The sequence below is a fragment of the Paenibacillus sp. Marseille-Q9583 genome, from assembly GCF_976954365.1.
This window is the reverse complement of record NZ_CDRJTB010000013.1, coordinates 51,243-65,484: the sequence shown is the minus strand read 5'-3', so window position 1 is coordinate 65,484 and position 14,242 is coordinate 51,243. Positions and strand designations below refer to the sequence as shown.

Here is a 14,242-nt window from a genome sequence, read left to right as displayed (position 1 = left end):
CATATATAGATGTTTTTAATTTAACTTGGTTATATAATACGAAATAGTGGTCATAAATGCAATATATAGTACGTCATATATTCATTTTTTTTGACGTAGATGTACGGACCCTACGCTTTAACATTAATTGTCTCAAGGCATCAGCATTGACCAGGATGGTCCCAGCAATGATAGTGAATACACCGAGGATCGTAACCCAATTCACGGCTTCATTATAAAAGAAAAAGCCAACCCCTACGGCAATCGGTGGAGAGATATAGAGCCAGGTAGATGGAAACACAGGATTTGTCTTAGCGACGAGCCAGTAGAACAACGAATGACCGACCATCGAGCCGATTACGATTAGATAGAGCAGTGAACCTGTGGTCTCGTAAGAGAGCAGAAACTCAGGATGTACTTTTTCGGTGGCTAAGGAAAGAATGAATAACAGCACTCCACCATACATCATTTGGGCTGCATTTAGTGCGATTGGAGAGACCTCAGGCATACTATTGATTACTTTTTTAGAATAAATCGCACCTACTGCGTAACAGCATTCCCCAATGAGGACAGCTACGCAGCCGATGAGCCATAACGGTGAAATATCAACGACAAGATTAGGAAGAACGAGCAGCAGTACGCCAGTCAACCCGATGATACAACCATATAGGGAGATGGCAGGTGCTTTTTGACGAAGAATAGAAGTTTGGAGCAACAGAATCATGATCGGACCAGTAGCAGAGAGTACAGCTGCAAGCCCTGAAGATACATATTGTTCAGCCCAGTAGAGACCTGCAAAGGTGCCAAAGGTTAACGCAGATCCGGTGAAGAGCATTTCTTTACGCAGGAGCAGCGAGAATCTAGCCTTTCGTTTCCAGACCATCCATAGAAATAGAACAGCGCCTGCAACAAAAAATCGCAAGCCTGCTGAAAAGAAGGGCGGCGCACCGGCATCCACACCGATTTTGATAGCTAGAAAGGTCGTGCCGAAGATCAGACATACGAGTGCATAAGCGAATAAGATCATTTTGAAAGTCCCCTTTAGTGTGTATATAGCGATCCTTGAACCAGTTCGTTAATCATATAGGGGAGTATACAGAACAGATGATGTTGAATAGAACAGATGACTTCGAAAATCGTGTACAATACTGTAAATAGGAGTTGTTCGGAGAGGAGTTGCAGTGAGGTGAAAAAGTCAGCGAGCGTGGAGCATAATCATCCCTTGTTTCGGCAGGTATATGAATTTCTAGTGAATCGCATGGAGCGGGGGGAGTGGGAGGCACATGATAAGCTTCCTTCTATACGGCTGCTGGCGGAGGAATTACAGGTACATCGACTGACAGTATTCAAAGCGTATAGAAGGCTGACAGAGGATGGGAAAGTTTATGTAAAAGATAAATCAGGTTATTACGTATCGCCTGTTAGCTTGGTTCCTATTGTAGAAAAAGGAGCAGCAGTGACTGCCTATGCGCTCACTAATCCTCTTTCGGATATACAGAGAATGCCTGCTAAGTATCAGTTCTCACAGGCGCTGATTGATCCAGGTCTTTTGCCAAATCTTTTTCTATCCGACTATGTCAAAAAAGTGTTCGATTTATATCCCAAGGTCATGGGGACGTACTCTTCGGTTCAGGGAGATGAGGAGCTACGGGAGACGCTAAGTCGTCATTTTCGGAAGAAGCATTGGCTACAGTTATCCTCGGAAGAGCTGCTTATTACTTCGGGTGCACAGCAGGCGATCAATCTGATTGCACGAATTGTGCTCGGGCCTATGGACACGGTGCTTGTGGAGCGACCAACCTACAGTGTGGCCATGGATATTTTTCGCCGGGAGGGGGCAAGGCTGGTTCCGGTGGAGATCACTCCGATGGGCTACGACTTGGAGGAAGTTGAAGCGCTGATGAAAAAGCATAGACCGCGCATGTTCTATATCAATCCGACTCATCATAATCCAACTGGATATACGGTGCCAGCGCAGCAACGTAAACTGTTGGTCGAGCTTGCCGAGCGTTATCGCTGTCTGTTAGTCGAAGATGATCCGTTCCGCGATATGTATTTTGAAGAGGAGCCCCCGCCGCCCTTTTTTGCTTACGATACCGAAGGTTGGGTGATCTATATTAGCAGCTTCAGTAAATATGTAGCCCCAGGCTTACGGATCTGTGCGGTGGCTTGTCGCTATCCGTTTATGGAGCGCTTGATCACGGCCAAATCACTCGCGGACAATGGTACTCCGCTGCTTAACCAGAAGATATTCCTACATTACTACACGTCATCACGTTTGCAACAGCATCTCGGTAAGCTACGCATTGCACTTCAGGTGCATAAGGAGATTGTAGAGGAGGAGCTGGCTGGGACTGGGTGGGAGTGGACGCCTCCGCAAGGGGGCTTGAATTTATGGGTGAAGCTGCCGGACCATCTTTCGGCGGATCGACTGTTTGTCTCAAGTATGGCCCAGTCGATTGCTTTTGTGCCAGGAGAGTTGTTTGATCCGCTTGGTGAGATGAGGTCGAGGATTCGAATAAGTTACTCCTTTGCAAGCGAGGGGGTGCTACGTGAGGGGATTCAGCGAATGATTGCAATTGCGCGAGGGTTATGAGTAGGTACAGTAGACATGAGGAACTAATGAAGACTATTTAGGATGGAAAAGATTAGACTTGTATAACTTGTTTGGAAATTGTTGTAACACTTTCTTCTTCTGTTCCGTCTGTAGAGTAAAGAAGGAGGTTATTATGATGTTTAAGGCTAAGTTACGCAGTCCACTTATGATGTTCCTAAGTATAATGTTAATATTTATGGCCTTGCTAACGGTGCGTCCCTCCGTTACTTATGCGTGTTCCTGTGTTGTACCTGCGGAGCCACTTGAGGCGCTGGAGTCAAGTTCAGCCGTCTTTACTGGGAAAGTAGTGGACAAAAAGGAGCCAAAGGGGACTATAATCTCATCTGCGGATTCAGTAAAAGTAACCTTTGAAGTCGATTCCAGCTGGAAAGGAGTTAAGGGGAATAAAGTTACCTTGAGTACTGCTTTATCGTCTGCCAGCTGTGGTTTTGAATTCGTGGAAGGGGAAAGTTATATCGTCTATGCGTATGCTAATGACGAAGATGACTCTGGTAAATTAGAGGCCAGTTTATGCAGCCGAACGAAGCTGCTTGCCTCGGCATCAGAGGATCTGAAGGAGCTTGGACCTAGTATATCGGCAGGTACTCCTACAGCTTCTCCGGAGGTAACATCGAATCCTTCGCCGAAATCCGCAGATGGGAATAATGAGTCGACGGATGTGGCGGGGAAACCAGCCGCGGAGAGTGACTCTTTTCCACTTGTGAATGTAGGGATCAGTGGAATCATTATCGTTCTGATAGCTATAGTTGGCGCTGTGTTGTACCGTCGTAGAGATGGTGGAACGCGTAAGAAATAAACTGTTGGTCTGATGAAGCGGTCGCCCGGGAAGTATTCGGGCGGCCGCTTATTTATTTGAGCTGATCTTAATGAAATCAATAATCAGGGAATTCCTCCCTGTAATTCAGCAGAAATTGCCCATCTTGGCAATAATCCGCTCATTTATAGGGAGAATTTCCGCAAAAAGTTCAATTTGCACTTATAAAGTCCGAATTAGAGGGAGGATTTCCCTAAAAATATTTCAAGGAGGCTAGGAATCTGTGAAGCCAGCTGAAGTTAGGTAATGAAGGTGATATAAGGTGCTGCCGGTAATGAAGGTGAGGAGGGGCAATTTCATGCCGCAGGCTTACGTCACACCCACCCGAACAACCGAGCAAGCTGAGCGACAGCAAAGGTTACTCCAATGGCGATGCCGAGTGGGATGACTGCTGAGAGAACAGCCCACTTCATGCTTTTCGTTTCCTTATAGATGTTCACGAGTGTAGTGCCGCAAGGATAGTGGAGCAGGGAAAACAACATCATATTAAGCGCGGTCAGCCAAGTCCAGCCATGTGATAAAAAGACATCTTTGATGCTGCCCAAGCTATCGATATCGACCATAGCACCTGAGGACATATAGCCCATAAGCAGAATGGGCAGTACGATTTCATTCGCAGGAAGTCCAAGAATAAAGGCCATGATGATAAAGCCATCCATGCCGAGCATGTGTGCAAAAGGATCGAAGAATGCGGCCATATGATTCAGGACAGAATCTCCACCAACAAACAGGTTGCCAAGAATCCAAGTGATAATACCGGCAGGGGCAGCAACGACGATGGCACGAGTAAGTACGTTAAGGGACTTATCTTTAGAGGAAATAAGTATGGTCTTCCAAATTTGTGGACGACGATAGGGCGGGAGCTCTAGTGTGTAATGTGTTGGAACACCGCGTAGCGCAGTTTTGGACATGACCCAGGAAACCGTCAGGGTAACGATGATGCCGATCAGTACCATCCCCATAAGTACGGAGGCGGTGGTGAGGGTACGGAGTGCGCCTGTCGTAGCTGCTCCTGCCATGAATAAGGAAGACAATAGAATCAATGTCGGCCAGCGGCCGTTACATGGAACGAAATTGTTGGTCAAAATCGCGAGCATCCGTTCACGCGGCGATTCGATGATTCGTGTGGAGAGGATCGCGGCGGCATTACAGCCGAAACCCATAGACATGGTCAAAGCTTGCTTGCCGTGACCACCTGATTTTTTGAACAACCGATCCATGTTAAAAGCAACCCTCGGCAGATACCCGAAATTCTCAAGCAGCGCAAACACTGGAAAAAATATCATCATTGGTGGGAGCATGACGCTAATGACCCATGAGGTTCCTCGATATAATCCCAGAACAAGTACACCGTGTAGCCAAGCGGGGGCATGGATCGCCTCAAATCCGGCAGTGAGATAACCTTCGATGAAGCCGAAGAAGGAAGCAAGCCAGCTTGAAGGATAGTTGGCGCCGGCAATCGTAATCCAGAATACGATACCGAGGATGGCGAGCATAATGGGGAATCCCCATATTTTTGAAGTTACGATATTATCTAGCTTATAAGTGCTGTTCAGCTTCTTCTTATCCCTATAGGTGACTGCATCCCGGCAGATGCCTGCGGATACGCCATAGATACCACTGACAATCTCATCCCGTATCGCTCCGCCGTCAGCGAGCTTTTTCGCTGTGGACAGCAAGGAATCTAGAGGATCTAGTCCCTTAGTGATATGCGGTGACTCCATGACCGATGACCTCCTTTGCTTCAGGTAATTCTTTATTCTTCATATTCTCTTTAAGTGAGGTAAGAAGGCTGTCATCACCATCTAACAGGCGCAATGCAATCCAGCGGGCCGGGTATTTGCTGCCAATGGTTTGTTCTACCAGCGGTGTAAGATCTGCAATTCCTCGTTCAATCTCCTCGTTGTACGTAATACGCAGTGGCTGTGCAGTGAATGCGCCTGTAGCCACTCGCTCCACCTGATCCAATAACGCCTCAATACCGATTTTATTGCGAGCTGATATCGCTACAACAGGCACGTCGAGACGTTTGGAAATACGTTTCAGATTGATGTCGATACCGAGTTTACGGGCTTCATCGATGAGGTTGATGCAGACTACAGCCCGCCCGGTAATCTCCAGCACTTGTAAGGCAAGGTTGAGATTTCGTTCTAGCGAGGTAGCGTCAAGAACAACTAGTGTCACATCGGGCTGTTCAAAAATAATATAATCTCTAGCCGCTTCTTCATCAGCAGAATTCGAGTACAGCGAATACGTACCAGGAAGATCTACTGCGAGGTACGTATGGTCATTATGCTTAAACTCGCCTTCAGCAGTAATGACGGTTTTACCTGCCCAGTTCCCTGTATGCTGGCGCATGCCGGTCAGCAGATTGAAAAGCGTGCTTTTGCCAGTGTTAGGATTGCCTGCAAAAGCGACTGTGAAATGACTCATGCTTCTACACCTCCGATGACTTCTCCAAATATTAAAGAGCTTTCTTCTCTACGTAATGCAATGGTCGTGTTGCTTACCCGAAAAGCTATAGGATCTCCTAAGGGACTACGCCGTAACACCTCAACGGCATTACCGACTACAAACCCGAGATCCAGTAATCTTCTTCTAAGCACGCCCTGAACTTCAATGCCGCTGATACGCAGTGTGCTTCCTTTAGCCGCTTCTGATAAAGGAATACTAGCTCCAGACATTAGATCCCCTTCTTTCATTTGTTATTATTTGTATTTTTATGGTTATTATTTTGTGCATTGGAATTTTTCTTGTGGTCTGACACAATATTAGTATATGTGAACAACTTTGTCCCTGCAACAAGAATGTTTTCCTAAGGCAAAATTAATTTAGGCGCAAAAAATCCCCTAACGGAAAGAAGGCTTGCGCTCTCCAGCCGAGGGGCTAAGGTTGAGTCTACTTATAGGCTTGTCTTTAATTGGGATAGTCTAATCCAAGTTTTTATTAGCCGTGAAGTTACGTCCAGCTTCCAAAATCTAGCGTGCGCCCAGTCTCTACTAAGGTTTTGATATTACTTAGAACCTGCCACCAAGCGCTGATGCTGCCTGCATACGAAGGATCTTCAGGATGCCATTCATCATGGATAAGCGTGAGCTTAGTAGTTCCACCCACTGGTTCAAGCAGCCAAGAAATACGCGATTCATATCTTTCATAACCTTTATGATAGGAGGGGCCGACCTTATGCGTGAAACGCAGTGCTTTTTGTGGGGTGAACTCCAGCAGAGTCCCATAGACATGCAGCGTTTCATCTCCATCTGCACCGGGTCCGATGTATTCCAGTAATTCTCCTTCTTTGAAGGTCGAACGAATAACGCTGCCGTAATAAATCTGCTTCGTACCTTCCGGAGAGATTAAGGTTTCCCATACCTGCTCAGGTGTTCCGTCAATATAAAATTCATAGTGTAGTTCCTTCATTCGTTATTCCTCCTTGATTTATAGGTTCATTTATTCCCTCAGACTCATTTACACTATACAAAAGGATCACTGACAACTACGGTCAGTGATCCTAAAGAATAATTTATGTCTTATAATGAGCTGCTAAATTGGAGGCTATGGAGGCTAGTCTTTCTCTTAGTGAGGAAGGCTCCATGATTCGTAATGTGGTTCCATAAGGCAACAAGAAGTAGGGTGCATAAGTCAGTAAAGAAGTTACGTCCACTTGAAAGCGGGCTTGTCCTTCCTTGCGCTGTACCAGCGTATGTCCGAACAACCAATGACTGCATAGATCATTCAAGACTCCCTCGTCGGATGCGATGACTACTGTAACTAGTTTCTCTTCAGTATTGCGTGCAGGCAGTAAGCTCTTTAACAAAAAATCACGTGCAGAGAAGTCAGCAGGACGAGCGAACACAGCTTCTGTACGTTGTAGTTCAATGATTCTATCCACCCTGAAACTACGAATTTCATGTCGCTCGTGGCAGTAAGCTACGGTGTACCATTGGCCCTTCCAGAGTACAAGTCCGTAAGGATCAATGGCACGGGATGATTTGGTTTCTCCATTACCCTTACGATATTCCATTTGCAGGGTGTATCCGTTCGCTGCCCCCAATTCCAATTCTTGTATCAGATGGCTAAGCGACGGGGAAGGAGAATGGATCGTCTCAATGCCATTCTCATGGCGCTCCATTTGTTCTAATTGCTGGGCATTGCTATATCTTTTTAGCTTGGATAGGGCCCGGTCCAGAGCTTCAACATAAGGATATCCGGTCCCCCTGGCAAAAGAAGAAGCTTGTAGAAGGGCACGCCGCTCTTCGGAGTCAAAGAATAAGGGAGCTTCGATAAAATGTTCTGGTAAGCTATAACCGCCGCCAGGTCCGCTATCCGCGATAACGGGTACACCACTGATGCATAGCGCATCGATGTATCTGTACACAGACCGAACACTGATCTCTAGCTCTTCCGCTAGTTCTCCGGCGGTTCTTCCCCGCTGCTTGAGCATCCAGAGAATGGATAACATATGATCAGCCTTGGACATAAATCTGGAGCCTCCTTGCTGGGTTTATTGAATAATATAGCAAGTGTAACGTGAAAGTCACTGTTCCGCCAACTGAAGAGAAGGCTTTTATACCATTATTTTTTTGAGAATATGAATGTAACGAGATCTAGCAATAATGAAATAGAGGGTCTGCACAGCAAGGAATGTACCGGATGTAATTAGTACGGGAAGAGTTACATCGGTGATATTCATTTGCTTCAGTATGGGACGAATCACGACAAGGGTCTGAATGGTGGCAATCACAATCGGAATATAAAAGAGCACAGAGATCTGTTTGGTAGCAGAAGCTGACATTTCTTTGGTGCTAAGACCGATTTTGGATAGCGCGGTGTACATTTGCTTATCTGTGTTCAGCTCGGTATGAAGCTTGAAAAACAGAAAGCTGGCCGATGAAAGTGAGAAGATCAGAGCGATAAAAATGCCGATAAAACTAAATATGGCTGTTCCCTGTTTGGTTGATAAATAGCTGTCTGCTCGTGCTGTTAGTAAGGCGCTGTATTGATGGTTAGCACTGTTGGATGCTTTACTCCACTGGATAAGTTCTCTGGTGATCACAGCTTCAGGGGAGTTATCCTCAGGAGTAGGGCCGTCCCATGCAGGGATTGAATATAGGTATCTCACATATGGTCTTGTGTACTTCGCTGCTGAAGAGAATTTATCATAAAAACTGTCATTTACGATTAAGAGTGAGCTTGCCATGGGGTCCATTGGATGTATCTTGGGAGTTCGCAGTTCTTTTAGCAGCAGCTCTTCATCTTTCTGATTTTTCAAAAGAACCGTTTGATTAGCAGCATAATTCTGTGTCTGGATATGAGGGCTCAGCAGTAATACAGCTTCTTTCTCAGATAAGGGCCCCACTTCGGGCACATTCATTTGAGGAGCCAATTGATTGAACTCTGACTGTGAAATGATATCAATGTTAAGTATGGTTTCTTTATCAATTCCTTGAATGGAAGCGGAGATTAGATCAACTTTATTCTCTGTATACTCGACTTTGGCATTCTGTAATTTATTATGGAGGTGTCCTAAATCAGGCATCTCTCCCTTTGGGTTATAACTTGAATAATTCATAGCGAAGGAGGTTTTTTTATAGTGCTCCGTGTTCGCTTGATTGATGGACAAAAGAAATCCTGAAGCCATACATGCAATCGAGGTAACTACCGTAACAAGGAATAACATTCTTGCATTGTCTTTGATCTTGTAGCTCATCTCGGAAATCCACAGCAGATTGGTTCCACGCCAAAACCGTTTTCTGCTTAGCTTAAGCAATCGTATTCCTAGTACGGACAGCTGAGAGTAGAAAAAATAGGTTCCCGCAATACCTGTGACAGCAGCGACTAGGAGTGAGCTGGGAGACAATTGCTTCCGTATAGCGAGAGCGCCGATGGCTAACAGAAGAAATCCGAAAAGCGAGAACAAGAAGGAGACACGAGGCTCTTTCTTAGGCTTAACATTTCCCTTAAGCAGTTCAAGGACTTGATGCTTGCGAATGAACAATAATGTGAAGATCGAAATGACCAGAAATAATGAAACGAAAGAGATAGAAGTAATTATTAACGCCTTCATTGGCCAATAAAATGGCAGTGGCTCCATGCCCATAATTGTCGTGCTTAGCAGCAAGAACAGCTTGGATAAAAGCATGCCGAAAGACGTACCTGTTACTATAGAGATCAGCCCGATCAGCATATTTTCTATAAGAATCAGCTTGTTGATCTGGCCAGGGCGTGCGCCTAAAATCATTAGTAAGCCGAACTCCAGATTACGCATTTTCAGAAACGCACTAATCGAGTATAGAACGAAAAAGAACGCAAAGATAAACACAATATAAGAAGCAATTTGCATGCCGGAGGCTGAATTCGCACCCAGCGCGATGTTTGTAATACTAGGGTGGTAAATAAAGACTGAATAAGAGAAAAAGATCATGACCATAAAAGAACTGCTTAAGAAAAAGGCAAAATAAGCCCGTGAATTGCGCCGCACATTGTTAAACGCGAATTGAGGAAAGTTCATGACTATTCCCTCCCCAGAATGAAAGTGTATCGATAATCTTTTGGAAGAAGGCCTGACGGTTATCTCCCCGGTGAATTTCTGCCGCCAGCTTGCCGTCTTTTATAAATACGATTCGATTACAGTAGCTCGCTGCCAGTGGATCATGCGTTACAAGCATTATCGTCGTGCCCTCTATGTGGTTAATATTCTCCAGCGATTCCATTACCGTCCGTGAAGAGTTGGAGTCAAGCGCACCTGTAGGCTCATCGGCCAATATAATCGAAGGGGAGGTGATGATTGCGCGGGCAATTGCGGTCCGCTGACGTTGTCCCCCTGAAATTTCATAGGTGCGTTTACTAAGAATATCGATAATGTTTAAGCGTTCTGCGACGCTTTGAAGCAAGATCTCCATCTGTGAGAGTTTACGGTTATCCAGCGTTAGGGGCAGTACAATATTCTCGGCGACGGTTAATGTCTCAAGCAGGTTAAAGTCCTGAAACACAAAGCCTAGTTGTTTGCGTCGAAAATGGGCGAGCTCTTTTTTATTCAAAAGATATGGGTTGCTGCCATTGATATTCACCTCGCCAGAGGAGGGCTTGTCGATCGTGGAGACCATATTAAGCAGTGTTGTCTTGCCGCTACCGGAGGGGCCCATGATGCCTACAAACTCACCTTTTTCAATATTAAGATGGATATCGGTGAGGGCTTGAGTCGTTATTTTGCCGGGGTATACCTTATGAAGTCCTTTGACCTCTAATACATTCATATCATACATTCCTTCCGTTACAAAAGTGATTTCATCCCTCACGAAGCGGGGACGGTTTATGTATATAATTTATAAGATAGGGTGATAAGTTGCTATGGATTTACCTTAATATTATCTTACAATGTGGTTAAGGTTATGTTCGTATCTAGAGTGGGCTATTTGCAAAAAAAGGGACTGCATAGCCATAAGTATGACTAGAAGTACCCTCTGGGCTTATTTCTGTAAATGATCACTGTTGCTGAATGTAAGTCGCACGCGGGTTCCTTCTCCGAGCCGGGACTGAATAACCACTTTATGTTCGAGCCTGCTGCAAATCTCCCGAACGAGGTACAGTCCCATACCTGTCGATTCATGATAATGTCGTCCACGATCACCCGTAAAATAGGGATTAAAAACCCGCTTCAAATCCTCAGGAGAAATACCAATGCCTTGGTCGGTAATATCCAGAATCGTGTCGGTGCCTGCACGCTGAGCTGAGAGGGTAACGGTTTTAGCGGTGCTGGAGGTGGAGGTATAATTCACGGCATTGGTCAAGATTTGGGTCAGCATAAACATCAACCATTTGGCATCACTATATATGGCGAGATTGGCATCCACCTGCACATCTACTTTTATACCTCGGCGTATGAATAGTCTGCGATTCTCGGCTACCGCCTCACTAACTGTTTTGCGTAGAAGTAACGGTTCAACTCGAAAATCATCTTCAAACCGGTCGAGTCTTGCCGTGTAAATTACCATCTCCAGCCCGTCGCGTAAACGTTCTAATTCCTCCTGAATACTTGTAGCGGCTTCCTCTTCAAGATCCTTTAGCGTGAGTTGAATTACAGAGAGTGGAGTTTTAATCTGATGAACCCAGCGGTTCATGAATACGATATGCTGATCCATTTGACGGACATGCCCATTTGCCTGCTCCTGATACTGGCGGTCAATAAGCTGTAATAACTCATGGATCGCTTCGGCAAGTGGAGTGTCCCCAAAGGATACGAGATGCTTTTGGAGCGTGTCCATAGGATCGCTTAATGCTGCATACAATCTCCGGTGCTGAACATATCGGTAGCCTAAAAATAGTAAAAGAACTACGGTGCTCAGAGTGATTCCATAGAGCATGATAGAGATCGGTCTGTTCTCACCTGACAGCCAATATAGCAAGGGAATAAGTAGCATTTGAAGCAGATAGAACAGGATTAGTGAAAGTTGGTCTCTCCAAAATAGCTTCATGACATATCCTTAGTGACATTAAGCCGATAGCCAGCACCTCTTACGGTTTCCACAATATCATCAAGACCGAGGTCTTTAAACTTTTTGCGAACACGGGTAATATAGACATTTAATGTATTGTCATCAATGAAATGCTGATCTTCCCACATAAGATCAAGCAGGCGCTCGCGGTTTACGACACGTCCTTCCTTTAGTAATAAAGCTTCGAGCAGGATCGCCTCTTTCTGTGTCAGTTCGCTGGTTTGCCCGCCATATTGAATCACATACCGCTCAGGATAAAGAATTAGTTCTCCGGCTTGGAGCGTCCGTTCCTCTTGAATTTGTGAGTAAGAGCCGTAAGCTCTGCGTAAATGGCTGCGGATTTTGGCAAGTACGACTTCATAATGAAAAGGCTTGGTGATGTAATCATCTCCGCCATTTTCTAGCGCCATCACCTGATCCATTCCACTATCCCGAGCGGATATGAAAAGAATAGGGCAGAGTGAGGTAGTGCGAATCTGGCGACACCAATAAAAACCATCGTATTTAGGCAGATTGACGTCCAGAAGGACAAGGTCAGGTGAGCTTTCATTAAAAATCTCCAGTACCCTGTTGAAATCCTCAACTATCACCGTACGAAATTCATATTTAGATAGATACGTGCTTAGAAGGCTTGCGAGCTTAGCATCATCCTCTATGATTAGAATCGTCTCCATAGTTAGCTCCTTTGATCAAATATAAGAATGTGATGGTTCACACGGTTATACAGTAACACGGACTAGGAAAATTATGCAAAAAGGACGTCTAGCTGCCGAAAAATAATATGAGGAGGAGATTAGCTTAGTGCAGCTATAAAGTTGAGATTCGGCGCTGTGAAAGGAAAAATAGGAATTTAATTGCACGAAATACAACTAAAAAAATCTGGAGAGAGAGTTACAAGAGGAATAGTTGCACTTTGTACAATAGATTCTATCAAAAAGACATTGGAATTTGATTCTATTGCACATTCTGCAACCAATTGGTTACCAAAACGTCTTATTATTACAAATGGGTTGAATTCTAATGTACAAAGTACAACAGAATCCTATTTTCCTATAAAAAAGAATGCATCTATTGCACAACCTGCAATAGATGCATCAAAAAAAGTATTCTTAGAAGTCGAACCCGAAACCTAGCACAACGCTCGCACATGACGCTGGTTAGATCATTCTATTGATATTTAACCACAATTGCGTTGCTAATCTGACGCCCAGGGGTCGTGAGATATTTGCCATTGTAGTATAATCCGCTTGATGCGCCGCCATCCAGATTCATGGCTTGATACGCTCCAGCCTGCTTCATCATTTCTGCCAGCTGTGGGATAGTAGCTCCACCAGTGGTCAGCAGAATTAGCTTGTGGTCGCGAGTGAGGCCTAGTGCGCTGCGGGCACCGCCGCCTGTTAAGATTTTGGCATCTTTGAAGCCTTCTGCCGCAACATTAAGAGATACCTTACCATTCACAAGCAGACGTGGTCCGGCTTGGAGCGCCCCCTCCATAGATCCGGAAGCGAAATGGTTCGTAAACTCTAGTCCGGGAATAAGCGAGGCCAGGTGATTGCTGTCATAGGTGAAAATCGTACGGCGATCTCCAGAGCTATTTTTGAGCATTTTTCCACCACTGACCATGTAACCGTAAGGAGCTTTGTAGGCCCCTTTAGTATAGGCATCAAAGAACGTACCATTAATAGCCACTACGGCATTATTGCGCTTGGCTAGACTGCTCAGGTCCTCCACTTTTCCCACCGTATTTCCTGCTAGTACAACGTCGAGCTTCACTTTAGGATGCAGTAGGGATACTGTAACCGTTTGGGCTTTGAAGGATCTGCCGCCCACCTTGAAAGTTTTGCTAGCACTGACAACGGGGGAGGAATCTGCTTTGATAAGTGCGCCAGTCAGTACAGGTACCGTTGATGAAATCCCGTTATTAGTAAGGGTTACAGAAGAGGCTTCCTGATTCCATTCTAATTGAAAGCCCAGCGTTTTGCTGACAAAGGACAAAGGGATATATACCGTACCGTTTTCACTAAAAGCGGAATCGGTTAGTGTAACTGGCTTGTCGTTGACTAGCGCAGCTGCTTGTCCTACAGTAAGTGTAATCTTAGTGTCTGCGTTCGTAATGGTTATACGTTTGTCACTAGCATTCATTTCAGCATGTATACCAGTGAAATTATTTAAGAGACGCAGCGGGATGTACGAGTGATTATTCTTGGTCACATACACGGTGTTTTTCGGAACCGGAGCAGCACCAGCAGTGGAGGAACAAACTGTATAAACCGGAACCAAACATAGTAGAAATGCGAGAAAGAACGGAAACAATAACTTTTTCATATTAACCAAAATCTC

General features: G+C 45.1%; 14 protein-coding genes. 3 read left to right on the top strand and 11 right to left on the bottom strand.

All coding sequences use genetic code 11. The features are described 5' to 3' along the window. Nucleotides 1–73: 73 nt before the first annotated feature. Nucleotides 74–1,006 carry a DMT family transporter gene (locus ACWNM1_RS08860; protein ID WP_449600708.1) on the bottom strand — a complete coding sequence of 311 codons (933 nt, stop codon included), beginning with the start codon at nt 1,004–1,006 and terminating at the stop codon, nt 74–76. A 159-nt stretch (nt 1,007–1,165) separates the two neighbouring features. On the opposite strand from ACWNM1_RS08860, the gene ACWNM1_RS08855 reads away from it, so the two are divergent. Both ACWNM1_RS08855 and ACWNM1_RS08850 read left to right on the top strand, forming a co-directional pair. After that, nucleotides 1,166–2,575 (top strand): aminotransferase-like domain-containing protein, encoded by a 1,410-nt coding sequence (locus ACWNM1_RS08855; RefSeq protein ID WP_449600707.1) that lies wholly within the window; start codon nt 1,166–1,168, stop codon nt 2,573–2,575. Between the two features lie 133 nt (nt 2,576–2,708). Further along, complete coding sequence (locus ACWNM1_RS08850; protein ID WP_449600706.1) at nt 2,709–3,392, top strand: hypothetical protein; 684 nt, start codon at nt 2,709–2,711, stop codon at nt 3,390–3,392. Nucleotides 3,393–3,724: 332 nt separating this feature from the next. Here ACWNM1_RS08850 and ACWNM1_RS08845 read toward each other — a convergent pair whose 3' ends face one another. The 9 genes from ACWNM1_RS08845 to ACWNM1_RS08805 form a co-directional block, all read right to left on the bottom strand. Beyond that, entirely contained in the window at nt 3,725–5,134 is a 1,410-nt protein-coding gene (locus tag ACWNM1_RS08845) for a nucleoside recognition domain-containing protein (protein WP_449600705.1), read from the bottom strand. Next, nucleotides 5,112–5,843 carry a FeoB small GTPase domain-containing protein gene (locus ACWNM1_RS08840; protein WP_449600704.1) on the bottom strand — a complete coding sequence of 244 codons (732 nt, stop codon included), beginning with the start codon at nt 5,841–5,843 and terminating at the stop codon, nt 5,112–5,114. Before ACWNM1_RS08840 ends, ACWNM1_RS08845 begins: the two co-directional genes overlap by 23 nt. Then, nucleotides 5,840–6,094 (bottom strand): FeoA family protein, encoded by a 255-nt coding sequence (locus tag ACWNM1_RS08835; RefSeq protein WP_042185387.1) that lies wholly within the window; start codon nt 6,092–6,094, stop codon nt 5,840–5,842. Before ACWNM1_RS08835 ends, ACWNM1_RS08840 begins: the two co-directional genes overlap by 4 nt. 274 nt (nt 6,095–6,368) lie before the next feature. Continuing rightward, nucleotides 6,369–6,827, bottom strand: coding sequence for an SRPBCC domain-containing protein (locus ACWNM1_RS08830; protein ID WP_449600703.1), 459 nt, complete (start codon nt 6,825–6,827; stop codon nt 6,369–6,371). Between the two features lie 103 nt (nt 6,828–6,930). Further along, nucleotides 6,931–7,887 (bottom strand): helix-turn-helix transcriptional regulator, encoded by a 957-nt coding sequence (locus ACWNM1_RS08825; RefSeq protein WP_449600702.1) that lies wholly within the window; start codon nt 7,885–7,887, stop codon nt 6,931–6,933. Nucleotides 7,888–7,974: 87 nt separating this feature from the next. After that, complete coding sequence (locus ACWNM1_RS08820; protein ID WP_449600701.1) at nt 7,975–9,918, bottom strand: FtsX-like permease family protein; 1,944 nt, start codon at nt 9,916–9,918, stop codon at nt 7,975–7,977. Beyond that, complete coding sequence (locus ACWNM1_RS08815) at nt 9,893–10,663, bottom strand: ABC transporter ATP-binding protein (RefSeq protein ID WP_449600700.1); 771 nt, start codon at nt 10,661–10,663, stop codon at nt 9,893–9,895. The genes ACWNM1_RS08820 and ACWNM1_RS08815 overlap by 26 nt, the downstream gene beginning before the upstream one ends. A 213-nt stretch (nt 10,664–10,876) precedes the next feature. After that, on the bottom strand, nt 10,877–11,881 hold the full coding sequence (locus ACWNM1_RS08810) for a sensor histidine kinase (protein WP_449600699.1): 1,005 nt from the start codon (nt 11,879–11,881) through the stop codon (nt 10,877–10,879). After that, the gene (locus ACWNM1_RS08805) at nt 11,878–12,576 is read right to left on the bottom strand and encodes a response regulator (protein WP_449600698.1); all 699 of its coding nucleotides are present in this window, start codon (nt 12,574–12,576) and stop codon (nt 11,878–11,880) included. The genes ACWNM1_RS08810 and ACWNM1_RS08805 overlap by 4 nt, the downstream gene beginning before the upstream one ends. Before the next feature lie 180 nt (nt 12,577–12,756). Here ACWNM1_RS08805 and ACWNM1_RS08800 point away from each other — a divergent pair, with 180 nt between their 5' ends. Next, on the top strand, nt 12,757–13,035 hold the full coding sequence (locus tag ACWNM1_RS08800) for a hypothetical protein (RefSeq protein WP_449600697.1): 279 nt from the start codon (nt 12,757–12,759) through the stop codon (nt 13,033–13,035). A 34-nt stretch (nt 13,036–13,069) separates the two neighbouring features. Here ACWNM1_RS08800 and ACWNM1_RS08795 read toward each other — a convergent pair whose 3' ends face one another. Next, nucleotides 13,070–14,227, bottom strand: a complete 1,158-nt coding sequence (locus ACWNM1_RS08795) for a phosphodiester glycosidase family protein (protein WP_449600696.1) — start codon at nt 14,225–14,227, stop codon at nt 13,070–13,072. Nucleotides 14,228–14,242: the final 15 nt, after the last annotated feature.

Excerpts from the sequence above, each read along its gene's own strand:
- ACWNM1_RS08795 (WP_449600696.1), bottom strand. The coding sequence starts at position 14,227 with ATGAAAAAGTTATTGTTTCCGTTCTTTCTCGCATTTCTACTATGTTTG.
- ACWNM1_RS08805 (WP_449600698.1), bottom strand. The coding sequence starts at position 12,576 with ATGGAGACGATTCTAATCATAGAGGATGATGCTAAGCTCGCAAGCCTT.
- ACWNM1_RS08835 (WP_042185387.1), bottom strand. The coding sequence starts at position 6,094 with ATGTCTGGAGCTAGTATTCCTTTATCAGAAGCGGCTAAAGGAAGCACA.
- ACWNM1_RS08850 (WP_449600706.1), top strand. The coding sequence starts at position 2,709 with ATGATGTTTAAGGCTAAGTTACGCAGTCCACTTATGATGTTCCTAAGT.
- ACWNM1_RS08830 (WP_449600703.1), bottom strand. The coding sequence starts at position 6,827 with ATGAAGGAACTACACTATGAATTTTATATTGACGGAACACCTGAGCAG.
- ACWNM1_RS08825 (WP_449600702.1), bottom strand. The coding sequence starts at position 7,887 with ATGTCCAAGGCTGATCATATGTTATCCATTCTCTGGATGCTCAAGCAG.
- ACWNM1_RS08815 (WP_449600700.1), bottom strand. The coding sequence starts at position 10,663 with ATGAATGTATTAGAGGTCAAAGGACTTCATAAGGTATACCCCGGCAAA.
- ACWNM1_RS08845 (WP_449600705.1), bottom strand. The coding sequence starts at position 5,134 with ATGGAGTCACCGCATATCACTAAGGGACTAGATCCTCTAGATTCCTTG.
- ACWNM1_RS08810 (WP_449600699.1), bottom strand. The coding sequence starts at position 11,881 with ATGAAGCTATTTTGGAGAGACCAACTTTCACTAATCCTGTTCTATCTG.
- ACWNM1_RS08840 (WP_449600704.1), bottom strand. The coding sequence starts at position 5,843 with ATGAGTCATTTCACAGTCGCTTTTGCAGGCAATCCTAACACTGGCAAA.
- ACWNM1_RS08820 (WP_449600701.1), bottom strand. The coding sequence starts at position 9,918 with ATGAACTTTCCTCAATTCGCGTTTAACAATGTGCGGCGCAATTCACGG.
- ACWNM1_RS08860 (WP_449600708.1), bottom strand. The coding sequence starts at position 1,006 with ATGATCTTATTCGCTTATGCACTCGTATGTCTGATCTTCGGCACGACC.